The 25,548-nt window shown below is 49.2% G+C and carries 24 protein-coding genes; 14 read left to right on the top strand and 10 right to left on the bottom strand.

What is annotated here, in order from left to right; genetic code table 11:
• Positions 1–108: 108 nt before the first annotated feature.
• The 3 genes from JTN23_RS10500 to hslV all read left to right on the top strand — a co-directional run bounded on the left by JTN23_RS10500 (position 109) and on the right by hslV (position 2,351).
• A complete protein-coding gene (locus JTN23_RS10500; RefSeq protein WP_247234657.1) occupies positions 109–1,071 on the top strand; it encodes a helix-turn-helix transcriptional regulator in 963 nt (320 codons plus the stop codon).
• 54 nt (positions 1,072–1,125) lie between these two features.
• The gene (locus tag JTN23_RS10495; protein WP_247234655.1) at positions 1,126–1,635 is read left to right on the top strand and encodes a DinB family protein; all 510 of its coding nucleotides are present in this window, start codon (positions 1,126–1,128) and stop codon (positions 1,633–1,635) included.
• Between the two features lie 176 nt (positions 1,636–1,811).
• Positions 1,812–2,351, top strand: coding sequence for an ATP-dependent protease subunit HslV (gene hslV, locus JTN23_RS10490; RefSeq protein ID WP_247234644.1), 540 nt, complete (start codon positions 1,812–1,814; stop codon positions 2,349–2,351).
• A gap of 47 nt (positions 2,352–2,398) precedes the next feature.
• Here the strand turns inward: hslV and dacB are convergent, their stop codons facing one another.
• Entirely contained in the window at positions 2,399–3,868 is a 1,470-nt protein-coding gene (dacB, locus tag JTN23_RS10485) for a D-alanyl-D-alanine carboxypeptidase/D-alanyl-D-alanine endopeptidase (RefSeq protein WP_247234642.1), read from the bottom strand.
• Positions 3,869–4,064: 196 nt separating this feature from the next.
• Here dacB and JTN23_RS10480 point away from each other — a divergent pair, with 196 nt between their 5' ends.
• The 6 genes from JTN23_RS10480 to JTN23_RS10455 all read left to right on the top strand — a co-directional run bounded on the left by JTN23_RS10480 (position 4,065) and on the right by JTN23_RS10455 (position 11,042).
• Entirely contained in the window at positions 4,065–5,489 is a 1,425-nt protein-coding gene (locus JTN23_RS10480; protein ID WP_247234640.1) for an MBL fold metallo-hydrolase RNA specificity domain-containing protein, read from the top strand.
• Between the two features lie 57 nt (positions 5,490–5,546).
• On the top strand, positions 5,547–6,500 hold the full coding sequence (locus JTN23_RS10475; protein WP_247234638.1) for an acetyl-CoA carboxylase carboxyltransferase subunit alpha: 954 nt from the start codon (positions 5,547–5,549) through the stop codon (positions 6,498–6,500).
• Positions 6,501–6,542: 42 nt separating this feature from the next.
• Complete coding sequence (locus JTN23_RS10470) at positions 6,543–7,175, top strand: HAD family hydrolase (RefSeq protein ID WP_247234636.1); 633 nt, start codon at positions 6,543–6,545, stop codon at positions 7,173–7,175.
• The gene (locus tag JTN23_RS10465) at positions 7,165–8,304 is read left to right on the top strand and encodes a site-2 protease family protein (RefSeq protein WP_247234634.1); all 1,140 of its coding nucleotides are present in this window, start codon (positions 7,165–7,167) and stop codon (positions 8,302–8,304) included. Before JTN23_RS10470 ends, JTN23_RS10465 begins: the two co-directional genes overlap by 11 nt.
• A gap of 45 nt (positions 8,305–8,349) precedes the next feature.
• Positions 8,350–8,955 (top strand): 1-acyl-sn-glycerol-3-phosphate acyltransferase, encoded by a 606-nt coding sequence (locus tag JTN23_RS10460; protein WP_247234632.1) that lies wholly within the window; start codon positions 8,350–8,352, stop codon positions 8,953–8,955.
• A gap of 287 nt (positions 8,956–9,242) precedes the next feature.
• Positions 9,243–11,042: an erythromycin esterase family protein gene (locus JTN23_RS10455; RefSeq protein WP_247234630.1), complete on the top strand. Its 1,800-nt coding sequence runs from the start codon at positions 9,243–9,245 to the stop codon at positions 11,040–11,042.
• A 109-nt stretch (positions 11,043–11,151) separates the two neighbouring features.
• Here JTN23_RS10455 and JTN23_RS10450 read toward each other — a convergent pair whose 3' ends face one another.
• The 7 genes from JTN23_RS10450 to JTN23_RS10420 form a co-directional block, all read right to left on the bottom strand.
• Positions 11,152–12,456: a sensor histidine kinase gene (locus JTN23_RS10450; protein ID WP_247234628.1), complete on the bottom strand. Its 1,305-nt coding sequence runs from the start codon at positions 12,454–12,456 to the stop codon at positions 11,152–11,154.
• Complete coding sequence (locus JTN23_RS10445) at positions 12,456–13,826, bottom strand: sigma-54-dependent transcriptional regulator (protein ID WP_247234626.1); 1,371 nt, start codon at positions 13,824–13,826, stop codon at positions 12,456–12,458. The genes JTN23_RS10450 and JTN23_RS10445 overlap by 1 nt, the downstream gene beginning before the upstream one ends.
• 94 nt (positions 13,827–13,920) lie before the next feature.
• A complete protein-coding gene (locus JTN23_RS10440; RefSeq protein WP_247234624.1) occupies positions 13,921–15,087 on the bottom strand; it encodes an ABC transporter permease in 1,167 nt (388 codons plus the stop codon).
• Between the two features lie 65 nt (positions 15,088–15,152).
• Entirely contained in the window at positions 15,153–16,400 is a 1,248-nt protein-coding gene (locus JTN23_RS10435; protein ID WP_247234622.1) for an ABC transporter permease, read from the bottom strand.
• A gap of 186 nt (positions 16,401–16,586) precedes the next feature.
• Positions 16,587–17,285: an ABC transporter ATP-binding protein gene (locus JTN23_RS10430; RefSeq protein WP_247234620.1), complete on the bottom strand. Its 699-nt coding sequence runs from the start codon at positions 17,283–17,285 to the stop codon at positions 16,587–16,589.
• Positions 17,286–17,287: 2 nt separating this feature from the next.
• Entirely contained in the window at positions 17,288–18,742 is a 1,455-nt protein-coding gene (locus JTN23_RS10425) for a TolC family protein (protein ID WP_247234618.1), read from the bottom strand.
• A 16-nt stretch (positions 18,743–18,758) separates the two neighbouring features.
• Positions 18,759–20,003 carry an efflux RND transporter periplasmic adaptor subunit gene (locus JTN23_RS10420; RefSeq protein WP_247234616.1) on the bottom strand — a complete coding sequence of 415 codons (1,245 nt, stop codon included), beginning with the start codon at positions 20,001–20,003 and terminating at the stop codon, positions 18,759–18,761.
• Between the two features lie 825 nt (positions 20,004–20,828).
• Between JTN23_RS10420 and JTN23_RS10415 the strand changes: the two genes are divergently transcribed.
• Positions 20,829–22,046: a toll/interleukin-1 receptor domain-containing protein gene (locus tag JTN23_RS10415; RefSeq protein WP_247234614.1), complete on the top strand. Its 1,218-nt coding sequence runs from the start codon at positions 20,829–20,831 to the stop codon at positions 22,044–22,046.
• 10 nt (positions 22,047–22,056) lie between these two features.
• Positions 22,057–22,821: a Thoeris type III anti-phage system protein ThcA gene (gene thcA, locus JTN23_RS10410; RefSeq protein ID WP_247234612.1), complete on the top strand. Its 765-nt coding sequence runs from the start codon at positions 22,057–22,059 to the stop codon at positions 22,819–22,821.
• A gap of 254 nt (positions 22,822–23,075) precedes the next feature.
• Here thcA and JTN23_RS25815 read toward each other — a convergent pair whose 3' ends face one another.
• Together JTN23_RS25815 and JTN23_RS25810 are read right to left on the bottom strand one after the other, a co-directional pair.
• The gene (locus tag JTN23_RS25815; protein WP_262918498.1) at positions 23,076–23,663 is read right to left on the bottom strand and encodes an IS630 family transposase; all 588 of its coding nucleotides are present in this window, start codon (positions 23,661–23,663) and stop codon (positions 23,076–23,078) included.
• The gene (locus tag JTN23_RS25810; protein WP_262918497.1) at positions 23,611–24,084 is read right to left on the bottom strand and encodes an IS630 family transposase; all 474 of its coding nucleotides are present in this window, start codon (positions 24,082–24,084) and stop codon (positions 23,611–23,613) included. Before JTN23_RS25810 ends, JTN23_RS25815 begins: the two co-directional genes overlap by 53 nt.
• Between JTN23_RS25810 and JTN23_RS26005 the strand changes: the two genes are divergently transcribed.
• The 3 genes from JTN23_RS26005 to JTN23_RS10395 all read left to right on the top strand — a co-directional run bounded on the left by JTN23_RS26005 (position 24,083) and on the right by JTN23_RS10395 (position 25,270).
• Positions 24,083–24,253, top strand: coding sequence for a DUF1801 domain-containing protein (locus JTN23_RS26005; protein WP_409049444.1), 171 nt, complete (start codon positions 24,083–24,085; stop codon positions 24,251–24,253). The genes JTN23_RS25810 and JTN23_RS26005 overlap by 2 nt on opposite strands.
• A gap of 17 nt (positions 24,254–24,270) precedes the next feature.
• Entirely contained in the window at positions 24,271–24,564 is a 294-nt protein-coding gene (locus JTN23_RS10400) for a YdeI/OmpD-associated family protein (protein WP_310586715.1), read from the top strand.
• A 217-nt stretch (positions 24,565–24,781) separates the two neighbouring features.
• A complete protein-coding gene (locus JTN23_RS10395) occupies positions 24,782–25,270 on the top strand; it encodes a GNAT family N-acetyltransferase (protein WP_247234610.1) in 489 nt (162 codons plus the stop codon).
• Positions 25,271–25,548 lie beyond the last annotated feature (278 nt).

Here is a 25,548-nt window from a genome sequence, read left to right as displayed (position 1 = left end):
GGTTAAACTACGTTTGACCCTCTTTTTTTGTAGAATAGTAAGTACATCTATTCCGGTACTTTTGAAGTACAACAAGGTACCTACCCTACCACCTTACCCGCTCCGGCCATGAACCGCCTCGACCGCATTACTGCCATCATGATTCAGTTGCAATCCAAACGGATTGTAAAGGCACAGGATATAGCCGACCGCTTCGGTATCAGCCTACGCACGGTATACCGCGACATCCGAACGCTGGAAATGGCTGGGGTACCTCTGATCAGTGAAGCCGGCATTGGCTACTCCATCATAGATGGATACCGGCTGCCACCGGTACACTTCACCAGTGAGGAAGCCATGTCGTTTGTTACGGCCGAAAAGCTGGTTGAAAAGCTCACCGATACCGCTACCCGTACCTCGTACCAGTCGGCCCTGTACAAGATCAAGGCGGTGCTGCGAACCAGCGAAAAAGAGATGCTGGATGATGTCAGCCAGCATATCAAAGTAGTCGAGAATCCGTACCTGCCCAGAGACCGCCACAAAAACCTCCACATTGAGCAGATCCTGAACAGCATCCTCCAGAAAAATGTACTCCGGATCAGGTACTTCTCAACCGCTCATCTGGATACGACGGAGCGGGACATTGAGCCCATAGGTACCTACGCCAATGGCTCCTACTGGTACCTTATTGCCTATTGTCGGCTTCGCCAGGCTTACCGCAACTTCCGTCTGGACCGCGTGGAGTCAATCCAGCGCCTTACAGAACGGTTCCAGACCCAGCATCCCAGCCTTCAGCACTTTATAGAAGAAACCTCGCGGCAGCAGGATCTGCATAAAGTAGTCCTCCGGATAGATAAAGGCTCCTACAAGTACCTGGGTGACCAGCACTACTACCAGGGCTTTGTTTCGCAAACCGACGCCGGTAAACAAATCGAGATGACCTTTCTGACCACCTGCCTGACTGGCATGGCGCACTGGTATATGCTCCTGGGCGAAGCAGCCGATATCGTAGAGCCTGCCGAGCTGAAACAGATGGTACTGGATAAGGTAGAAAAAGTACGGCTCAGAATTTCTGAAACCCTGCTGACATAGGGCTGTCACTCCCCTGCCTGATCTTTGAACCAACAACTAAACAAACGATCAGCTATGTTATCTTTTATCGAAGCCTACCAGAAAGAACTCGAACAGGAAGCCGTTCAGACCCGCAAAATGCTAGCCATTGTCCCTGCCGATAAAATGGACTGGCAGCCTCATCCCAAAAGCATGACCATCAAGGCGTTGGCTACGCATCTGGCCGAGATCCCCATCATGATCACCATAGCCATCAAGCAGGACAAATGGGATTTTGCCGGAAGCCCTTACAATCCGGCTGATTACTCTACCGCCACGGCCCTGGTAGCACGATTTGATGAATGCCTGTCGGAGGCGCAGGAGGCTTTGGCCAACGCCAGCGACGATATACTTCAGAAAGAATGGGTCATGTGCGACGGTGATGTTATCTACGGAGAATTTGAAAAGTGGGAAGCCATACGACATGCCTTTGGTCAGAATGCCCACCACCGCGCTCAACTAGGCGTATTTCTGCGCCTGCTTGACATCCCCATCCCCGGTCCCTACGGTCCAAGTGCAGACGAAATGCAAGCCGCTTACGCCTAGCCAGGGCGAATAATTTTCCTGAACCTAAAAGCGCTAATACTGAGCCCGAAACCTGTTGGGGAGGTGCATAGTACCTCCCCGGCCTGAACGCAAGCCCTCTGTTTATAGTTATACTTGCTGATTGACTTAGGCATTTCCTGGTTCAGAAATACGCTTTATTAGATATACATTTGTTCATGGAAAAAATTCACGCAACTACCGTCCTGGGTGTACTGCACAATGGTACCGTAGCCCTCGGAGCGGACGGACAGGCTACCATGGGAAATACCGTAGCCAAGAGTAACGTCAGGAAGGTACGTACCCTCATGGGAGGCAAGATCCTGGTAGGATTTGCCGGATCAACGGCCGACGCTTTTACCCTACTGGAAAAATTCGAAGAAAAATTGAACGGCTACGGCGGTAACATGAAGCGCGCCGCCATTGAGCTGGCCAAGGACTGGCGTACCGACCGCTACCTGCGTAAGCTGGAAGCTATGATGATCGTAGCCAACAAAGAAGAGCTACTGGTTATATCGGGAACCGGAGATGTACTGGAGCCCGAGAATGGCATAGCTGCCATCGGGTCCGGAGGTAATTTTGCTTTATCCGCGGCCTTGGCTTTACACAAGCACGCTCCCCAGCTGACGGCCGAAGAGATGGTGCGGGAAGGTCTCAGCATAGCCGCCGACCTCTGCATCTACACCAACCATAATCTGGTGCTGGAAAAAATTAGCTAACACCATTCCCTACCGATACCTCCGGGGCTAAGTTTCCGGAGGTATTTTTATAAGCTGGCCAGCAACGTCATCAGTTGCACCAGCTCCCGGCTGATCTGACGACTGTTCTCAGGCTGGTACTTGTGCGCGATAATGGTGAAGCTGAGCCGTTCGCCGGAGCGGGTAGTGACATAGCCTGCGAAGGCACGAGTACCTTCGATACTACCACTCTTGGCCCGGATATTCCCTGCCGCCCGGGTCCCTTTCCCCAGATTACGTACCGTCCCCGATTGCCCCATCACGGCTATACTCCTGTAGAAGTCGTCGAAGGCTTTGTCTTTGGCCGCCGCATTGAGTATATCGGTCAGGTTTTGGGTGGTCAGTGAGCCGGTAGGCGAAAGCCCGCTACCGTCCTTGATATAAAAGCCGCGCACATCCACGCCTTTGTTTTGCCAGTAGGTCGCCACCGCCCCAGTGGCACTATCAAAGTCAGAGCGGTTGGTCAACCGTTTACCCGTAGTTTTGAGCAGGGCATCCGCGAAGAGGTTGACACTCCACCAGTTGGTTTCCTGCGTAATGTCGCGCAGAGGGGGCGATGTGTACGTATTCAGCACCGTCCGTGTACTCTGTGGCCCCGGTACACTACCCCATACGACCGCGCCGCCCGCGACCATGATCGAGTCATTTAACAGGCTTTGCTGAAGCGCTGAGGCCACGTAGTAAGCCGCATCAGGTATAGCCCCTTTGACCGAAAAGGACGCCACACCCCGGGGGACAGTACCCGTCAGGACGGCTCCGTTGCCGATGGGACTGCTGTAGATAATCACCTGGTCGCCCGAGCCCGACTCGCCGGTAGTGACCCGGTTGGTAAAGGTCATGTAAGGCATGGAAGGCGAAGTACCAACCACCTCGGTTGGGTCGCCCATGTTCTGTCCCGGCCGGAAGTATACACGATACATATTTTCGTTGAAATTAAGACCGCGTACCCCGGCACCGTAGTAGTTGCCTACATCTCCCCAGATCCAGCTGTCGGCCAGCGGCTGCTCATCAAAGTAACTGGCATCCGCCACCACCTGTCCCTGTACATATCGTATGCCCGCATTCCTGACCGCCTCGGTCCAGCGCCGGATCAGGGCGGCATCGCCGGGGTACCCCTTAAACCGGTCACTCCCCAGGGTAGGGTCGCCGGTACCGCGCAGGTACAGGTTGCCTTTGAGGGTATCATTTTCTACCTGCCCATCGTACTCCAGGTAAGTTTTGTACGTAAAGTCACCTCCCAGCACCGACAGGGCCGTAGCCGTAGTGACCAGCTTAAGCGTAGAGGCCGACGGCAATGACTGCTGGTGGTTCATCGCGGTCAGTACCTTGCCCGTACTGACATTTTTTACGGAAACCGAAAGGGTACCGTGGCGCATCAGCTCGCTGTTCTGTAGCTCTACAACGGCATCCTTAAATTGATTCAGGGCAACCGAATCAATCGAGTCAGGTCGGGTTGCATCTATAATCAGAAGCCATATAAAAAGACTAAGGTGTTTCATCTTCGTAGGTTAGTAGTAGAGTGCTGTATTCCTCCGTTACACGATTTTATTGCCTCCTTCCCACAAACATGGGATAAACTGCGCCGTTTTTGGTACTTTTGTAGGAACCATCTTAACTTAACAAACGAATACCGTTTGATGTTAATGACATTTAAGTTTAGGTAAATCAGACCTATAACATTGAGTAACCATATATATGAAATTGACGTTTTGGGGAGCCGCCCGCCAGGTAACCGGTAGCATGTATCTGCTGGAAGTAGATGACTACCGCATCCTGATAGACTGTGGCTCTGACTTTGATCGTGATGAAAAAGAGAAAGACCTACTTTATCAACAACAAAAAAGCGTTTTCCCGTTCGATGCTTCCCTGATAAATACCGTACTTCTTACCCACGCCCACATTGATCACTCCGGTAATATTCCTAACCTGTTCAAAGAAGGATTTGAAGGAAGAGTAGTATGTACTGATCCTACCTATGGCCTGACGGCACTGCTCCTGAAGGATGCGGCCATGCTGCACCAGAAGCGCCTGAACACCCAGAATACCACCGCCAGCCGCAAGCGGGGCAGGAAAGCTAAGGTAGTACCGAAGGATTTCTTTCTGGAAAAACAGGTAAATGAGGCTCTTGATAACTTTGTACCCGTGGCCTTCGGCCAGCGCTACCGCATTGCTGACCACGTAGCGGTTACCTACATCCCGGCGGGTCACCTGCTGGGCGCGGCGCATATTTATATTGAGGTATGGGAAAACGGGGAGAAAAAGACCTTGTGCTTCTCGGGAGACATTGGCCGTAAAGACTACCCCCTGCTGGTAGATCCGCAGCCCGTACCACAGGTAGATTACCTTATCTGTGAAAGTACCTACGGCAACCGCCTGCACGAAGACAAGCGCAAGCCGGAAGAAGCCCTGGCCGATGTGATCAACCGCACCTGCGTAGAGATACCTGGTAGGCTGATCATCCCTTCCTTCAGCGTAGGCCGTACCCAGGCACTGCTCTATACCCTCAACCGCCTGTATGTTGAGCACAACCTGCCCCCCATTAAGGTATTCTCGGATAGTCCGCTGGCCTACGGCAGTACCAAGGTGTACCAGAAGCACGTGCGGCTGATGAACAAGGAAGCGCGGGTGTTCAAGGAGGACAATGACATGCTCTTCGACTTCGAAAACCTGATCTACCTGGAAAGTACCGATGCCAGCCGCGCTATCTCTAACTACAACGAGCCGTGTATCATTATATCGTCGTCAGGGATGGTGCAGGGAGGACGCGTAGAGCAGCACGTAGCGGCCAATATTGGTAATCCGTACGCCACTATCCTGATGATCGGATATGCCTCGGAAGGTACCCTCGGCTGGCGCCTGCTCAACGGACAGGACAACATCACCATCAAAGGCAAGAAAATGCCGGTCTTGGCGAATATAGAAAAAATTGACGTATTTAGCGGCCACGGAGACCGTGATGACCTTCTGACATTTGTAAAAAATCAGGATGCCAGCCGCCTTAAGAAAGTATTCCTGGTCCATGGAGAGCACCAGAGTATGATGGATTTCCAGGGCACTCTGCATACCTCTGGCTACCAGGAGGTAGTCATACCCGAGCGCGGGCAAACTTTTGAATTATAAACGGACTGTCGGACCTCAAAACGGCCGAACCTGTATATATAGGACGTAACCTAGATTATGAGAACGTATCTCGATTTTGAAAAACCTATTGCCGAGTTGGAAAGCAAGCTCGCAGAAATGAAAAAGCTGGCTGAGGAAAACAATGTTGACGTATCGTCGGCCACCTCTTCTTTAGAAAGCAGTATTATTACTCTCCGCCGGGAGATCTTTGAAAATCTCACCCGCTGGCAGCGCGTCCAGCTGTCGCGCCACCCCGACCGCCCCTACACGCTCGACTATATCAAGCTCATGTGTGACGAGTTTATAGAGTTGCACGGCGACCGTCAGATTCGCGACGATCCGGCCATTATTGGGGGTTTTGCCAACATCGGCGGCCAGAGCGTGCTGCTCCTGGGGCAGCAAAAAGGACGCAACACCAAAGAGCGTCAGCACCGTAACTTTGGGATGCCTAACCCCGAAGGCTACCGCAAGGCCCTGCGCCTGATGAAGCTGGCCGAGAAGTTTAACAAACCTATTGTTACCCTCATTGATACGCCGGGTGCCTTCCCCGGACTGGAAGCCGAAGAGCGCGGACAGGGTGAAGCCATTGCCCGTAACCTCAAGGAGATGTTTATGCTGAAGGTACCCGTGATCTGTATCGTGATCGGTGAGGGAGCCTCGGGTGGAGCGCTGGGTATCGCCATTGGTGACCGCGTACTGATGCTCGAGAATACCTGGTACTCGGTAATATCACCAGAAAACTGTTCGACCATCCTCTGGCGTAGCTGGGACTACAAAGAGCAGGCAGCCGAAGCCATGAAGGTAACGGCCCGTGATATGAAGGAAAATAAACTGGTTGATGGTGTCATTCCCGAGCCACTGGGAGGTGCCCACCTGGACCACGACCGTATGGCTGAGATCCTGAAAAAGGTGATCCTCGAAGAAATAGCCGAGCTGTCTAAGCTGAGTCCCGAAGAGCGGATTGATCAGCGCATCGATAAGTTCTGTTCGATGGGCGTGGTCATCGAATAGTAGTTAACCGTATTGTCAACCTAAGAAGAAGTACCTAGAGCTGTGCAAGAACAAATTAAGAATATCATTTTCGATCTGGGAGATGTAATCATTAACATAGATGTTCCGCTGGCAGCCCGGTCATTTGCCGAACTATGCGGGCAGGAGGAAGCCGAAGTCATTGAGCTGTTTAAGGAGAAGGACCTATTCCGGCAGTTTGAGACGGGTGAGCTTGATGAAGCCGCTTTCCGATCGTATGTACGCCAGATCCTGAAACAGGAAGACTGGGACGACGCGACCATCAACAAAGCCTGGAACACCCTGCTCCTGGACATCCCTCCGGCCCGCATAGAACTTCTTCAGAAGCTGCGTGAGCGTTATAACCTATTTCTGCTCAGCAACACCAGCCCAATTCATATCGCGGAGGTGAATCTTATTCTGGATAGAGTGTCGGGCGTACCCCGCCTCGATGAGCTCTTCGATAAGCTGTTCCTATCCTACGAAATGGGTGTCATGAAGCCCGATCCGGCTATCTACCAGAAGGTACTGGAGGAAGCAGGCATCAAAGCCGATGAGACGCTATTCCTGGATGATAATGCCGCTAACATCCAGGCTGCTTCTGCACTGGGCATCCATACCATCCACGTCCAGAAACCTAACACCATACTGGAGTATCTGAAAGACTATGTCGCCTAACACCCGAACCTACCTGATCCAGGGACTCCTGTTTGTTGTTACCGTTATCACAACCACACTCGCTGGAGCAGAGTGGATCTTCGGGAATTTGTTTGTGTATGTAGATAAACCTCTGAGCTGGTCGCATTTCCTGCAGGGGTTCCATTTCTCCATACCCTTTCTGCTTATCCTCACCGTACATGAGTTTGGGCATTACTTTACGGCCAAAGCTCATCAGGTGGGCGTTACGCTCCCCTACTACATTCCGCTGTGGTTCGGGATTACGCAGAGCATCGGTACCATGGGTGCCTTTATCCGTATCACCACCCTGGTACGTTCGCGCAAGAAGTTTTTTGACATTGGTATCGCCGGCCCACTCGCGGGCTTTGTAGCGGCCTTAGGGGTACTTTGGTACGGGTTTACGCACCTTCCCCCTCCGGACTATATTTTTACCATCCATCCTGAGTATGAGCGATACGGATTCAGCTATCCGCAGTTTGTGTACGAAAATGCGGCTGGTAACCTCCGCCTGGGCGACAATATTCTGTTCTGGCTATTCAAAACGTACGTAGCCGATCCGTCCCAACTGCCCCACCCTAACGAGATCGTACACTACCCGTACCTGTTTTCGGGCTACCTGGCGTTGTTCTTTACCTCGCTGAACCTTATTCCCATCGGTCAGTTGGATGGAGGCCACATCCTGTACGGCCTGCTGGGCCGGAAGCGCTTCAATACCATTGCTCCGGCGCTCTTTGTGCTATTTGCTACTTATGCTGGTCTGGGGCTATTTCGTCCCGAAGAATTCTCGGTACCCGACGATGAGGCGTTCTTTACGCTACTGGGCTACCTGTTCTTTTACATCTTCTTCCTGTACATCTGCCTCGGCCGGGTTGCCGACAATCCGCGCACCGCACTCATGCTGAGCCTGATGATTGTGCTGGTCCAGTTTGCTCTGGCCTATCTCCGTCCTGAGTGGGACGGCTATCCGGGCTTCCTGCCGTTTATATTTATTCTGGGTAGGTTCCTGGGCGTTTATCACCCTGAGACAGAGGTGAATGAGCCTTTGGGTAAGGCACGCGTCTTGCTGGGATGTCTGGCGTTGCTCGTATTTATCCTCTGCTTCAGCCCCAAGCCCTTCGTGATCATATAGTCAGTACTACCCATTTACCGTAAGCAAATAGTTTATTGACTGTACATGCTACGTTCTCTGATCGCTTTTCTATTTCGTTTAGCCGGCTGGAAAGTAGTGGGTTCTGCTCCTGTTGGAGTACCTAAATCCATCTGGGTAGTCATCCCCCATACCTCCAACTGGGATTTTCCGGTGGGCCTGGGTACACGGGCTACGCTCAAAATCTGGATTGGGTACCTGGCTAAGCAGGAGCTCTTCCGCTGGTACTCAGGCTGGTTGTTCAGAGCGCTTGGAGGCTATCCGGTAGACCGCAGCAGGAATAACAACCTGGTGGATGCCGTGGTAGATACTTTCCGGAAGAATAACTACATGCACATCGCCATTGCCCCGGAAGGTACCCGTACCGATGTGGCCCGGCTCAAAACCGGCTTCTACTACATGGCTCTGGGCGCGGGAGTCCCCCTTATTCCAGTTGTTTTTAGTCATCCCACTAAAACGGTAACCGTGGGCGAAGCCTTGTACCTGACGGGAAAGTACCAGCAGGACATGAAGCAGTTGTATGACTTCTACCTGGCAACCGGCTGTGAAAAGAAAACATGGCTCAGAGATTACGAGCGCACGGGTATTATTCCTGAGCCGGGGCGCCCTGCCAGCGATGGGCTTCTACCATGACCGGAGTAGTTACATCGCCACTTTATTCCATTGGATAAATTTCTGCGTTGTTAAGTATCAGATAATTAACTTTTTAATAAGTTAAAGGAATAATTCGTAGGTGACGTTCAAGAAGTAGTAGGCCACTGCGGATTAAAGCCTTATTTTAGATTTTTGCCATATTTCACTTTACTCTTTTGCAGCCTTAGATAATGCTATGCTATACACTTTCACGAAGTGGTACTAATAGCAAACCAATACGGGGATTACGATTCGGACCAACACCGCCTACCTATTGAAAGAATCGAATGAAACATTTCTTCATCTTTTGTCTGCTTTTCTTTCCGCTGCTTGTGCAGGCTCAGCACGAATTGCCCTACAACAAAGGCTTTGAATTAGTACAGCCACAGGACAAGCTCTGGGGTTTCATTAACAACATGAAACTTTGCGAAATACGATTCACCAACAAGCACAGGAGAAGTGGCAGCTATGCTGTGGAAATGTATAGCACTACCGAACAGCGCTCCGCCGACATAGATGCTCCTTTCTTTTTTATTGAAATACCGAAAGCTATTACAACAGAGAAAAAGCAGATAAAAGTGGAAGGGTGGATTAAAACAGCCCAAAATACATCCCGTGCGGCCATCTGGATTATGCAATATGATGGTAAGAGCCTGAACAGCTCAAAGTATACGGTAGTTGATGCCGACAGTATACAAAGCAGTAAAAGCTGGCAACGTGTTTCTGTAACGGTACCGGTAGTTGAACAAACGGAATCTGTATTTCTTGGGGGTTTGCTGAATGCCGCCGGCAAAGCCTGGTTTGATGACTTTGCAATATACTTGGATGGGGTGTTGGTTAAAGATGTTGCCAAACGAACGGCGGAGCCAACAGCCGAAGATGTAGCATGGATAAACAGGAATGCTATTCAACTGCATGGAGTAACAAGTGGTACTACCACTAATGACCTCGACTCACTGGGCAAATGGATAGGAGAAGCTAAGGTAGTAGGCGTAGGAGAGCCCACGCATGGCACCAGCGAAGCCGCCCAATTCAAGCTCAGGCTTTTTCAGTACCTGGTAGAACGCAAGGGCTTTACCACATTTATGCTTGAAGATGAACTGCCTGAATGCGGCCGCATTAACCAGTATATTCTAAACGGAAATGGTTCAGCACAAAACCTTCTGAACCTGCTTTTCCGCATCAACCGCCATCAGGAGCTGCTGGATTTGATAGAGTGGATGCGCACCTACAACCAGACCCACGAAAAGAAGGTCTATTTCAGGGGTAATGATATGCAGTCCATTCGGGTGGCAGTGCCTGAGTATGTACGACTGTCCTCTTATTTTGATACTACCCTGATTTCCTATTCAAGGGAGCTGGAAGTTCTAACCAAGCCTTTTATGACGGCACTAACCGCATCCCAGCGCCCCACGGTATCGGCATCAGTAACGGAGTTACTAACCAGAATCACTCAACACATTGAAGGTAATAAAAAGGAGTACTACCAGAAAGCTCCTGCCGATACGGTACACTGGCTCCTGCAAAACGTGACCGTACTGAATCAATATCTTTTTTCACCTGATTTTTCGGACTGGAGCGTATCCTTCTATTACCGTGATAGCAGCATGGCAAAGAATACGGTGGATTACCTGCAGCTTTATCCGAACGAAAAAGTCATGCTATGGGCGCACAACAGCCATATCTGGAAACAGGATAAGAATATGGGAGGCTGGCTGGATCGCCTTCTGGGGAGATATTATTATCCAATTGGCATAGCTACCGCAACCGGCACCTACACTGCCCCTGCGGATGAGTCTTACACGGCATCCTTTAAGGCTTTTCCTTTATTTCAGCCTTTTGCCGGATCGCTGGAATATTATCTGCAGAAAGCAAAGTATAAAGATCTTATTTTATCGCTGAACCATGCATACACAGAAAATAGTAGCAGGTGGCTTACTCAGCCGCTTTATTTTAGAAATATAGGTGGGCTTTATGAGAAAGAGGACGCCCAGTTTTTGCATGGGTATAAACCGGTCCTACCCAACCTGCTGAATGCCCTTGTTTTTATTCGGAATACCACAGCTACAAAATCATTTATGCGCTGATGCCAGGCTATTTGCCGAAAGCCCTCATCCAATGGTAGTCCCATCATGAAGCTATCCTTAATTAACTAGCAACGGCAAAAAAAGTCTTCCTGAATCATCGCATCTGCGATTAACTTTCTCCGGGCTGTACATCAATGGTGAACTCGGTCCAGCCATCGGGCTTTGATTTAAGGGAGAAGACAAAGCCGTGGTTCAGGAGAATGTCGCGCGTAAGGGTAAGACCAATGCCCTGCCCGTCGGGCTTGGTACTGAAGAAGGGGTTGAACAGCTGAGCTTCCACCTCCGCCGGGATAGGACGGCCATTGTTACGGATTACTAACCTGCACTCTGATACCTCCACCCTTATTTCCATCCCACTCTCGCAGGCTTCCATAGCATTTTTAAGAATATTGACCAGTACCTGCTCTATTTGTCCTTTGTCCAGCGGCACCAGATTAGGCGTAAATATACTCGAAGTCTTTATGACAACACCGCGCAGCGCGGCCATGGGCTGCATAAACAACACCACATCTTTTATCAGCTTATTCAGATCGGTCAGCTCCTTCCGGGGCAACGGCAGGCGTACCACATCGGCGAAGTTCCGCATAAACCGGCTCAGCTGTCGGTTGCGTTCGGTGGCAATGCGTAGCGCCTCCATCAGCTCTCCGTACTCCTCCTGGGGCAGGTAGCTGAGGGTAGTCTGAATGATCGAATCCGTGGCTCCCATGGTATTATTCACCTCGTGGGCCATCATCCGGATCACCTTGCCGTAGGCCTTCTTCTCCGACTCGAGTATATCCGCGGTCAGCTCCTCCACCATCAGGAACGACCTACGGAACCCCCGGTCCATGAAGTGCGACCGCTGTACCTTATAGGTTTCCACACCATTGTTCTTGATGGTGCGTGACTGTCCATCCTGTAATTCGTTAAGTTGAGTAAGAAGCGGCACATCCAGGTCCACCAGCCGTTTCCCTTCGCAGTCGATGGTACCTATACCCAGCATAGTGCGGGCGCGGCTGTTCACAGTCGTAATCTTTTCGTCAAAGTCCAGGATGAGTATGGCGATGGGAGAAGCCTCAATGAGCTTTTCGAGAAAGTAGTGCTGCTCGTTGAGCTTGGTACGCTCCAGCCGGAGCTGGTCGATCATCAGGTTGTACACGTTGATAAGAACATCTACCTCACTCTTACCCGAAGGCACAAACTTGATGGTAAAATCACGGTCCTTAATGGCCTCGATACCCGCCCGTACAAATTCAATGGGTTTCAGGAAATCACGGTAGATCTGAACGGAGGCAATAATAGAAAGTACCAGCAGTACCTCAGAGGCGATAAAGAGCAGCTTATCCTCCCGGAGCCAGTTGAACGTCAGAAAGATCAGCGCTGAGTGCAGGAAGACTACGAACAGAATGTAACGGGTACGGAGGGAGAGCTTCATCAACTTTCAGAGTCGTAAGAGATACCGAACTTCTCGAGTCGGCGGTACAGGGCAAAGCGGGTAATACCCAGCGAGCGGGCTACCTTGGATACTTTATTGTGGTGAAAATCCATGGCCCGACGGATCATCTGGTACTCTATTTCTTCGAGCGTCATGGTACCTACCTCGGGCAGGGACTTCTGAACGGAAGGTACCGGACCAGAAGTAAGGTTACGCTGAAAATCTGTCGCTTCCAGCAAGTCCTGGTTGGAGAGTAGTACCGTCCGCTCCACGATGTTCTTCAGCTGCCGGATGTTGCCCGGTAGCTGCAGGGTAGCCAGCCACTTCATAGCCTTATCGCTGATCCGAAGGCTGGGGCGGTCGTAGATGGCCTTTAGGTTATTAACAAAGTGCTCCGCCAGTACCGGTATGTCGTCCGGGCGTTCGCGCAGAGCGGGTAATTTTACTGTAATGAGGTTAATCCGATAAAAGAGATCTTCCCGGAAGGTACCCTGTGTTACCATTTCTTCCAGATTCCGGTTGGTAGCGCACACCACCCGTACATCCACCGTCCGGCTTTTGCTGCTTCCCAGCGGCTCGAAGGTACGCTCCTGCAACACCCGCAGCAGCTTCACCTGACTCGACAGGTCCAGCTCTCCTATTTCATCCAGAAAAATAGACCCTTTATGCGCCATCTCGAACCTTCCTATGCGGTCGGACTTGGCATCGGTAAAGGCGCCCCTAACGTGGCCGAAGAGTTCGCTCTCGAACAGCGTAGATGATATACCGCCCAGGTTGACCTTGATAAAGGGCCGCTGGCGACGCTTGCTGTTGAGGTGAATGGCTTCGGCGATAAGTTCTTTACCCGTACCGCTCTCGCCCGTAATCAGTACCGGCGCTTCGGTATTTGCGATGCGGCCGATGGTCTCGAGGATGTCGAGCAGCTTCGGGTCCTTGCCTACGATGTGCTCAAACTGGTACTGCTTGTCCAGCCGGGCGCGGGTAGCTGATTGGGGCTTCTGATTTGCCAGGTTCAGCACCGTCCGCACCGACTGCAGCAGGTGTTCATTTTGCCAGGGCTTCGTAATAAAGTCCCGGGCTCCGGCTTTCATACCCTGCACCGCCAGATCTATACTACCCCAGCCCGTAATCAGGATAACGGGTATAGCAGGATATTGGGTACGGATAACACCCAGCAACCGCATCCCCTCCTCCCCTGACGTCTCAATGGAGAAGTTCAGGTCCAGGATAATGAGTTCGGGAGTCTCCTTACGCAGAAAGTCCAGAGTTTCGGTGGGGGAGCCGCAGCTCTTCACCTCAAACCCTTCCTTCCTGAACAACAGCGTCATGGAGGTACGGATCGCTATATCGTCATCAACTATGAGGAGCATTGGGTTTCAATATATAATTGATAATGTAAAATGTATAATGGAAGTATAAACTGCCCCATTATACATTCTTCATTATTCATTTTAAATTAGTTACTTACTCTTCGTGCAGCGCCACCGCCGGGTGGATCCGCGAGGCCTGCTGGCTGGGGTACCAGGCGCAGAGGGTCACGATGAGGTACACGACTCCCATGGCCAGTGCCATGGCTACTAAGTAGATTCCGCCCTCTATATCAAATACGTTGAGCAGCGGAAACTGTACTGCAAATAGCAGCCCCAGCAACATACTGATGGTAGCCAGTACCCATATTTCGCCCAGGAACTGACGGGTTACGGCCTTCTCGGTCGCTCCCATAGCCCGACGTAGCCCAATCTCATCCCTGCGCTTGGCTATGTTGAGGTTCAGAATTCCGAATAGACCAAGGGCTACGTTTACCAGCAGAAAGCTACAAATAACCAGGAATATTACCACCGGTACCAGCGTGAGCGAATGCTGATTTTTACGGGAATCGGTCATGTACGTGACCTCCACGTTCCAGTCTTTGACCATACCGGCTATGTCTTTCACCAGTTTGGCTTCAAAGTTAGCATCGGTACCGGGCTTTACTTTCAGGATAAATTCTTTTTCCCAGGCATTCTTGTCTTTGATGAAGGTAAACAGCCCTGGTTCGTCACTCATAAACTCGCCTTTGGCTTTGAAATTATCCACGATTCCCACGACCCGCCAATACAATTTATCATCCCGCTTGACCAGCTTACCAATGGGATTTTCAGCACCAAAAAGCTTTTCGCGGGCGGCATCGTTGATCACAATGGCTTCGTGCTTAGATACCGCGTCGGCTTTGTTAAACCAGCGCCCCGCTGTGACGGGCAGATTCATGGTCTGTGCGTAGTTTTCATCTACCGGATAAAAGTTCGTCAGTACCTTGGCATCCTTATAGCTGACCGAGTTATTCATCGTATTCATGGAAAAAGGGGTGTTGGAGCCCGTACGGGTCACCTCCTCTACTTCCGCGTACTGGTTCAGGCGTTGGTAGATGCTGGCTACCTTGTCGCCCACGGCCAGAGTATCCTGGTTGTTGGACAGGTTAAGGATCCAGCGGTCTTCGTAGTCAAAGCCAATCGGCTCCACGTAGTTGCGGACATTGTACACGATCAGGGAAAGTACCCCGAATAAGACCATAAAAGAAGCCCAGATCTCCACCATCAGCAGCGAGTGTGCCTTCTTTTTATTCCATATTAATTTAAATAAATGACGTAACATAGCTGTTAGTAGTTAGAGGTTAGCTATTAGCTCTTATGCTTTTTAATGTTCTGATATTAAATAACTTACGCTTTTAGCGCGTCGACGATTTTCATTTTGGACATACGCATGGCGGGTAGTACTCCTGACAGTAAGCCGAACACCAGACACACCCCCATACTTACCGCAAAGACGTTGAAGTTGATGGTCAGGTCGGCGTAGGCGATCCAGCCGCTGGTATTGATGAGCAGAATAATCAGGAAGGATAGCAACAGGGCCACGAGACCACCGATAAACGTGATGAAGATGTTCTCAATGATGAACTGCCACAGCAACGCACGAGACGGCGCACCGAAGGATTTGCGCACGCCTATCTCCGAGGCCCGTTCGAGGATACGGCTCACGTTTACATTGACCAGGTTGATGGCGGGCAGCCCCATGATCATAAGCATAATAAATCCAATAATTGAAAAGAATATAGTTCGACGGGTTTCTTCACCCTGTAAGAAATTACCCAGAAAATCATCCAGATAGGTATTTGCCCCCACCTTAATGGTATGAAACTTGAAACCATTTTCGGTCCGGGGTAGTGAAATCCGGCTAACCGCACTGTTAAACTCCTCCTGAATGGCTGGTATATCAGCCTTGTCTTTGGCTAGTACTATACCCACATACATACCCCGCAAGCCTTCGCTCTGGTAGTTACTTTTAGGCGCTGTGTAGGGGAAGTATACGTCACTGTACGTATACGGGCGAGTGGCAGGGCTTCCCTTGGTCACCCCGATTACGCGGTACTTGATATTCTCGATGTCGATGTACTTGCCAACTACCGACCCGTCGCTGTCTTCGAAGTACTGCTTCCGCAGGTCGTCGGTAATCACTACTACATTCTCGCCATTGGCAATATTCTGCTCGTTGTAGGGCTTACCTTCCAGAAACTGGAAGTCTGTTACGTACCAGAAGTCAGCATCGGTGTACTTGGTGTTTAGTTTAATGCGCTTACCATTGATGTAGGTATTGGCAAAGCCCATCATGGTAGATATACCGACCCGCTCGGGTGTCTTGAGCGTCTTAGCATAATCACGCAGGAAGTTGAAGCTCACCGGACCCATATTCCGGCCATTCTGGGTAGTATCCATCTGCATCATACGGGTGATGTACAGGGAGCGGTCGCGCTTGCCTTCGGGGTAGTGCGTCCCGAACAGGTGGTCCAGGAAGGAGGTCAGCACCATGAGTACCGTAAGGGTAAGGCTGATGCCGAACAGCGTAATAAATGTATAGAAGGGGTGCCGTAGCAGTACCTTCCAGGCTATTTTTATATAGTTTAAAATCATGGCTTTGTTAGCTGTTAGGTAGTAGTTGTTAGCTAGTAGCTTTTTGTTTTTCTTGCTTCGTTGAGTCCGTGGCTTAACCTTGGCCTGTGTCCCCACAGGCCCCAGGCACCGCTGTATTCGGTCTGTGGAGACACAGACCACGGTGAGGGCTTTGCGTCCCGATGCTTATAGTCAACTTTTTAGGAGTTACACACCGGTAGCCAGGTTAGTGGACAGGATAGAATCCGTTACCTGGGTACCGTCAAAGAGGCGGATCAGGCGGTGGGTTCGTTTAGCCATGGATTCGTCGTGCGTTACCATCACAATGGTGGCTCCTTCCTTATTGAGGTTCTGCAGGATGCTCAGGATCTCATTCCCCATGGCGCTGTCCAGGTTTCCGGTAGGCTCATCGGCCAGGATGATCTCGGGCTTACCTACAATGGCCCGGGCTATGGCTACCCGCTGTTTCTGTCCGCCCGATAGCTCCTTAGGGAAGTGCTTCATGCGGTTACTAAGTCCTACTTTTTCCAGGGCCTGTTGTGCCAGCTCGCGGCGCTCCCGGGCGGAGGTGGAGCGGTACAGCAGCGGTATCTCCACGTTGTCCAGTACCGACAGGTCATTGATGAGGTGAAAGCTCTGGAATATAAATCCCAGCTTCTCGTTGCGCAGGCGCGCCAGCGCCTTATCGTGGTACTGGTCTACGGTTTTGCCGCCTATCTCTACGGTACCCTTGGAAGGCTCGTCGAGCAGCCCCATGATGTTGAGCAGGGTACTCTTGCCGCAGCCCGAGGGGCCCATGATGGACACAAACTCGCCTTTGCGGATGTGAATGTTGACGTTGTTCAAAGCGAGTGTTTCGATGGAGCTGGTCCGGTACACTTTCTCGATGTTCTGTAGTTTAATCATGGCTAGTACTTGATTTTTTGGTTTAGTTCAAAGTCGTATAGAGTTAGTAGTCGCAAGGTATAGTAAGCCTGCCAGTAGTCGCGCAGGGCCAGTATGTAATCGCGCCGGGCGCGGTCTTTTTCCTGCGTAGCTATGCCCAGGTCTGTCACGCTCAGGTTACTCAGTATAAAGCGCTCCTGCGCAATCTGGTACCGGTTGGCAGCGATCTGGTCGGCCAGGTGGGTGAGCTTTACCTGCTTTTGCAGCATCTGTAGAAGCGTCACCTGGGTGAATATCTCCTGCTCAAAGGTCAGCTTGTTCTGAGCTACCGACTGCTGGGCCAGCTCCTGATTGGCCTTGGCTACCTCGGTGCGGGCCTGGTTGCGCCCCCACGTCATGATAGGTACCGTAAACTGCACCTCCACAAACTCCCGGTCCTGCGGCCGCTGGTATACGTCGGTCGGGCGTGCTCCGCGGTTAGAGAGTCCAAAGGCCACGTTAAGCGAGGCGTTAACACCATTTTCTTTCTTAGCCCGGTTCACGTCGCGCTCCGCTTCCAGCAAGGTCCGCTGAAAAAGTATCGCATCAGAACGATTAGCGAACGCCTCCGCCAAAGCTTTCTGGGGATCCACCTCAATTTCATTCATTTCTTTGGGAATTTCTAGTTCCAATTCCCGCTCATCGCGCGAGTTAAGGTACATTTTCAGGCGGAGTGAGGCTACCGCCGCCGCCTGTCGGGCCGACGCCAGGTCTTTCTGCGCGGTCAGTACGCCCATCTGCAGTTGCAGCAGGTCGTTCTGCGAGATCTTGCCGAGCTCCAGGCGCTGCTGGGCTATCTTGTAGAGCGTATCGTTGTTGCTCAGGTTCTTTTCGGCGATCTGTAGATTTACCTGCGCGACCAGTAGTTCAAAATACAGGTCAGTGGCTGTGAGGGCTACCTGCTCGAGCGACTCGATAAACTGCTGGTTGCCTTCCTGAAATTTCAGAGGCTCGATCCGGCGCTCCCACTTCATGGGGTTGAAGCGCAGCAACGGCTGGTTCAAGCCAATGGCGAAGGGAATACCGTTGTAGAGCGTGTTGTTCCGGGCAAAGTCATCGAATCGCTGCAACTGCTGCTGTACGAATACGGTACCGCCCGTCATGGGCAGGCTCTGGCTCAGCGCCAGGTTCAGCATGGAATTGTTGTTGGAAACTGGCTGAAACGATATGGTACCATCGGGCTGCATGACCTCCACAAACGAGCGGGTAAAACCAGGCAGGGTACCATTGAGGCTAAGCTGGGGCTTGTAGTCGGCCAGGAACGAGCGGTACTGCCAGTAGTTGTTTTTCTTCTGGGTCGTGGCTTGCTTGGCCGCAATGGACTGCTCACGGGCCAGGTCAACGACCTGCTGCAGGCCGAGGTGCTGGGTCTGGGCCAGGAGTGGTGCGAAGGCGCCCAGCCCCATCAGCACCGAAATCAGGAGTAGAAAGTTTTTCATGGTGGTGACGGGCAGTTTAGATAATGTCCAGTTCTGACAGGTGCTCATACTGGCTCAGATCGGTCAGGATCACCTTATCGCCCGCCTGTACTCCACTCTTGATCTCTACGTAGTCGAAGTTGGAGAGCCCTACCTCTACCTCCCGGCGCTGGGCCTTGCCGTTGTTAAGTACATACACAAACTGCCGACGCTTGCCCTTGAAAGCTGGTCCGTTGGCTACCCGCAGGCTGCGGGCACTCCGATCCGTCACCACAAATACCTCCACCTTCATATTAGGGCGTAGGGAGGCATTCTGCGCGTCATCCAGCTGAATCACAAACTCCACTACCCCGTTCTTCACCACCGGCTTGATCTGCGTGATGGTACCGCGCAGGGTAGTCTCGTTGAGCTTGATGATGACGGGCAATGATGCCTTCAGCTGATCCGAGTAGACATCCGAGCAGGAGCCTTCGATGCGGAAGCTACCGAGGTCAGCTACCTTAGCCAGCATCTCACCTTCGTTGACCGACGAACCAATGTTTTCATTCACCCAGGTCAGTACGCCCTTGCGGTCGGCGACGATGTCGGCCATACGCAGCTTGTGCTGCATTTCTTTCAGGCTCTTCTCCTCGATCTGGGCGCTGAGCTGGGTTTCACGCAGGCTGGATCCCATGGACTCGCGGTTGTAGCTGAGGTCGTTTTCGAGCTGTTTCTTTTCCAGCTCCGCGATGCGCAGCGCGTTCTCGGCCCGGGTCACATCCTCGGCGGTACCTCCACCTACCTTCTGCAGGCGTTTGGCATCTTCGTAGTCAGCGCGAAGCTTGTTGATGTTCAGTGATTTGATCTTGTCGTTGATCTCGGCATCGTACAGGTTTTTGTTGAGCTTCATCCGGAGCTGATCGATGCTGTTGCGCTTGAGGGCCAACTGATCCTGCATTTTTTCAAACTCGATCAGGGTAAATGACTTGTCCAGCTCCACGATGGCCTGGCCGGGAGCTACCTGCGTGCCGGGCGTTAGCAGGATGCGCTTGATGCTGGCCTTGATGGGGCTGGTGATAGTCTGCTCGAAGGCGGGTATCACTTCCCCCGAAGCCGTGAGGGTATTCTCCACGTCACCCACTTCCACCGTAGCGGTGCGGATGCGGGAGGCTTCGACGGAGCTGCGCAGGGAGTTTCGGAAGGCATATACAACGGTAAGCAGGGCCATCAGGGCGACGGCGCCCAGCAGCCAGCGCCGACTTTTCTGTTTTTTAAGGTACTCGGGGGCAATTTCTCGATCCATGGCTAAGGCGGGGGTATTTCGTGAAAATTTTCATGGCTAATACCCTTATAGATATACCATTGCCGTGCCAATTCATAACATACTATATTTCAGCATATTACTAATTTTAGGTAAAGAAAAAACCGTGCGGAACCGCACGGTTTGTGTGATTTGGAACGGCGGCAGATACCTTAGCTTATTAATGGAAGTACCAGTAGCAAAAAGTACCGTTGGATAAAATTAGGCTGGCGAAGTACCTGTCAATGATTCTTTTTTTGTAAGTTACCTGTGTCTTCCATATGGGGCCGTAAAATCACCTTTAATCCGTTCATTGTTACTATATTGTCTATATTAAGCGTGGCGCCTCACTCCTACAGATAGGATCTACCACAAAGGCAATGTGGAAGTAAAGTCAACCACTACATTCAAAAATGAATGAAATAAAAATGGAACGCAAAATCAAACATCTTGAATTCATTCAAATTGTTATTTCAAGAATGAATTCAAATTCTTTCCTAATTAAAGGCTGGACAATTACTCTTATGTCTGCACTTTTCGCACTTGCAGCAAAAGATACAAATTTTAATACATTTTGGTGTCTTACATAGCAATTCTGACATTTTAGGTACTTGACGGGTTTTATATTTTTCAAGAAAGGCAATACAGAGATTTATATAAGGGTGTTGGGGCAATTGCCAAAGATGAAGAAATTAACTTTAGTATGAATGCTTCTACCTATAACAACAGTTGGATTTGCGTTTTTTTTAACTCTTATTTCTTTTTACTTGATTGATATTGTAGCGACCTTAATAATTATGGTTTTTATAAAAAAATAAATTGAGGCAAATGGCATCAGAATTAATCATACAACTTCAAACCCAGCACGGAACTTTCAGTTGTGAAAAGTTTGACAATTTCCCTTCTCCAAAATCGGCTTATGTAGCAATTTGCTTTACTGATAATACGGCTTCTGAGCAATTAGCAATTCATTTAAAAACTGAATTGATTAGGTCAATTGCAAACCTTAATAACAATTTTATTATTTCTCAGCCTCCATGCGGTGGGCTTGCAGTGAGGTTTAATGGTTGTCAAGCGCTAGGAATCCCTGATAATTTAAAACTGTTGATTGTAGTTAGTGATGGGATGAGCAGTAGTCTTGCTGAACCAACTCTTTTAAGTTGGCAACATACTGTTTTGCCAGTTCTAAAAATAGGCAATCCATATAGTTTACCACATCCTTTTAATATTCCTAATGCAGTATTTTGGAAAGCGAATATTGATGAAGTAATACCAACAATTTTTGGCTTAGTGGGAATTAGCGAAGAAGACCAAAAGATTTTTATTAGTTATCGTAGAAGCGATACCTCTGATTTTGCTGAACAACTTTTCGATAGGCTCAATCATGAAGGTTTTGACGTATTTCTTGATAGATTTAGCATCAATCCTAGCGTTAATTTTCAAAATAGGTTATATCAAGAACTTGCAGATAAAGCAATGGTTCTTCTTATTGAATCACCTAACTACCAAAATTCTCAATGGGTGCAATATGAAATTGATTTTGCTAAAAAATATCGGTTGGGGATATTAGCAATAAATGTAGATAATTCTCCAAAGGTGCTTTCGATCGACGATGAGTTTAGACGGAATATAGTTCTTAATACCTCAAAAAAAATGAATGCCAATTTATTAGATACTCTTATAATTGACATCAAGCAACAACACTCAATTGCATTATATCGAATGAGAAATTATTTAACTACAAATATTATCGCTGCTTTGCAGAATGTTGGAGCAAATTCAAATGTTGATGGGCTTGGGTTTATCACAGTAACAAATAAAAAAGGAAATCATACATATAAAATTTGGGCAACCCCACGACCGCCAAGAATAGATGATTATCACTATTCTGATATTTCAAAATTGCCTGGAGATAAGATTATAATTGGCCCTGAATTTATGGAAGAAAAAAGAGAAATGATCAATAGATGGCTCTCACAAAAATCAGTTGTTGATTTTTATACAGAAGGAAGAATTCTCGATTTATGTAACATAGTTTATCCTTAACAAATAATATATGAGTTATTACCGATTTACAATACTTCTTTCAGCAAGTGTACCTTCAGAAAGGAGAAGTAAAAAATATGAAGAAAATTACATTAAGATAAAAAATGCGCAAATTCAAATTGAAGAGGCAATAATTGGATTATCAAGGAATATTTTTCAAGCGAATGGCAAAATTGTATTTGGTGGTCACCCCTCAATTTCGCCTTTAGTTGCAATGATTGCAACAGAGTTTAGAATCAATATGGAAATTGAAAATATAAGTCGAAATGAAGGGAAAGAAAAGCCAATTACTATATTTCAGTCAAGGGCGTATGAAAAAGTAATTCCAAATGAAACAATAAACTTGTTTACTCTCGGCTACACAAATATAGTTTGGACTGATGCAGTATCAGGAGAAGAATTTAATCCAAATATTCAAGGAGAATTACAATGCGAAAAGAGTTTGGAATTAATGCGAGATAAAATGATTAACGAGCAAATTGATGCTCTTGTCTGCATAGGCGGTATGGAAGGAGTAGAGAGAGAATTTGAAATGTTTAGAGAATATCATCCACGTAAGCCTGTATTCTTATTAAAATCCACAGGTGGTGCTACTAAAATTTTAGCAGATAATTACTCAAACAGTGACAATATAAGAATAATAGACAACATAGATTATGTCAGACCCGTTAAGGAACAAATCGGCGAAGAAGTATCGGAGAAGTTTAATATTATTCCGTATTCGTTTATAACCGCAATGATTGTTAGAGATGTGATTTCTGAAAATAATCGATAGAAAAGAACTGTAATCAATTAAGACAAAACACGAACCGCCAACAGGAGTATTGCCAATAGTGGAGCTGGACGTTGGAGCAATCGGCTGCAGTTGGCTATTTGGCTTTGGTTCCGGCTGTACATTATCTATTTAGCTTTTAGTTATTATCTTCAGAAAAATATTTTCAATTTTGCTTCGTTCGTCCAGGCTGGAGGTTTTTCAATTCCCCCACCATCGGTAATACCTCTCCGTTAGTAGCATTATTGATTCGTGAATTAATTTGTCATAAAAGCTATTTCTTTTTTATTGAAGAAGGCTTTTACCAAATCAGGATCTTCTTCTAAATGCTTGACTTGTTCAAGAATTGCTGCTGTTAGTTCTTCCAGGTTGGTAAATACTCGATTCTTCAAACTTCCTTTCATTTGACCCCAGACCAGTTCGACTGGATTAAGCTCTGGACTGTAGGCCGGTAAGCGTTCTAAATGAATCCGACCTGGTCGTTTACGCAGGAACTGCTTCACTGGCTCACTGCGATGGATAGCTGCACCGTCCCAAATAATTAATATATTCCGCTTACGATAGCGTCCACAGAGTTTCTCCAAAAACCAGACGATGTCCTCACCGGTAAAGGCCTGATCTTGGCCAGCGACATAAATACGCCCGTTCGGAGCGATTGCGGCAATCAAACTTAAATGGGCCCGGCCTGCTTGCTCAACGAGAACAGGTGTCTGCCCACAAGGAGCCCAAGTATTGGCTAATAAGGGCAGCAGATAGCAAGCTGACTCATCTACATACAGAATCACTCGTCCCTCATCCTTGGCTTTTTTTAAGCGTTGGGATAAGTTCTTGCTGCCACTGAGCAACTGCTCGAGGGTCTTGTTGCCGTGCTTTGCGCTGCGGTTTTTGGCGACTCCAGCCTAACTTCTTCAGAATTCTACCTATCTGGGACGGGTCATAACTTACACCGAATAGCTTCTTGATGACTTTGTTAATACGAGGACGTGTCCAGATCGCCCCGTTGAAGCCATGGTGCTCGGCTCCTTTGTTGAGTTCTGCTACTAGTTGATGAAGTTGTTCGGCCGATAAGCGAGTAGGGGCTCCTGTTCGTTTACCTTCCTGCAAGGCCATAGGCCCCAGTTGATTATATTTCTTCAACGTACGACTCACCCAAGGTTGTGTCAGGCCAAATGCTTGGGCAATTGCTGCCTGCTTCCAACCCGCTTCATGAAGCTCAACACAGCGTCGGCGCAGGGCTTCGTAGTCACTTTGCTTATAATTTGCCATCAAACAACAAAGACCTCAATATAACAAACTTACTCACGTATCAATAAAGTGGGGCGTCCCCTGCTACACGTTTCAGAAAGGTAATGTAGTATTGATCCACCAATTCAAAGAGTACTGCGCACTCCTGTTTGTCAAAGGTGCCCTGTACAGGATGCAGGGGGTATTCTAGTCCAGCAAACGGAGAATGTGCAGGCCGCGCGCCAGGTCCGGTTTACCAGTGTTGGGGAGGTCATGGAGAGGGAGGCCTTCCTGAATGCTTACATTTACGAAGCCATCAAGGTAGAAAGGGGCGGTTTGAAAGTAGATTTCAAAAAGACAGCAGAACATACTATACCCGAGGAGTTTCAGACCAAGCTGGATAGAGCCCCGGCTCTGAAAACAGCCTTCGAGGCCCTGACGCCGGGCCGGCAGAGAGCCTACCTCCTCCACTTCTCGGCACCCAGGCAATCCAAAACCCGCGAGTCAAGGATTGAAAAATGAAAGCCACTGATCCTGGATGGGAAGGGACTGAATGATTAGGCTCCTTTCCTCTACATACTAGGAACAAAGTGCTAGTCCCTCCTGTGAAAAGGCACAGGTACCCAAAGGCTGAGAACTCCAGACAATACTATATCTTCGCCACTACGTTTGCTCCCAAGCGTCAGCAGTCCGCTTCTACTGCTTCAACAGTTTCGGAGCCCTTTTAGTAGAATGTAACATGAAGATTAGAAAAGCAGATAAGGCAAAGGACTACGACCAAGTTTGGAGCATATTTTCAAAGGTAATCCAAACAGGAGACACCTATGTATTTGACCCGAACACTCCGAAAGAGCACCTGGATAAACACTGGTTTGCAGACTACATGGATACGTTTGTCGCCGTAGATGAAGATGATACGGTATGGGGGACCTACATCATCAAACCCAATCAGATTGACCTGGGCAGCCACATTGCCAATGGCAGTTATATGGTCTATCCTGATGCGCAGGGTAGAGGAGTTGGAAAGCTGTTGTGTGAGCATTCCATCGACTTCGCCAGGCAAAAAGGGTACTTGGCCATTCAGTTCAACATCGTCGTCAGTACCAATACAGGGGCCGTAAACCTCTGGAAGAAGTTTGGCTTTGATATCATCGGTACCACACCCAATGGATTCAGACATCAGACATTGGGACTGGTGGATACCTACATCATGTACAAAAGCTTATAAGCAGGGTGGGCAACCTCCACTACCTGCAGCAGCATGCTGATGGTAGTACTAAAGCTCTGCTATAGACAACATAATGCTTCTCTCCTTTCTCGTCCTCAGGTCGTAGACTACATGCCTGCAGTATGAGGGAGCATAAATAATCGTAGCATGATTCATCCCGACACCCGAAAGGCCTGAGAGGGCAAGAGGCTATGCTATGAAATCATTCCCCTTTTTTAAATCGGTAGCCCCAGGTCTTCTCCACGTACTGTATGTGAGCTTGTAACGATGTAAGCGTT

This window comes from Telluribacter roseus, from assembly GCF_017355915.2.
Classification (GTDB): Bacteria; Bacteroidota; Bacteroidia; order Cytophagales; family Spirosomataceae; genus Telluribacter.
This window is presented reverse-complemented; position numbering and strand designations above follow the sequence as displayed.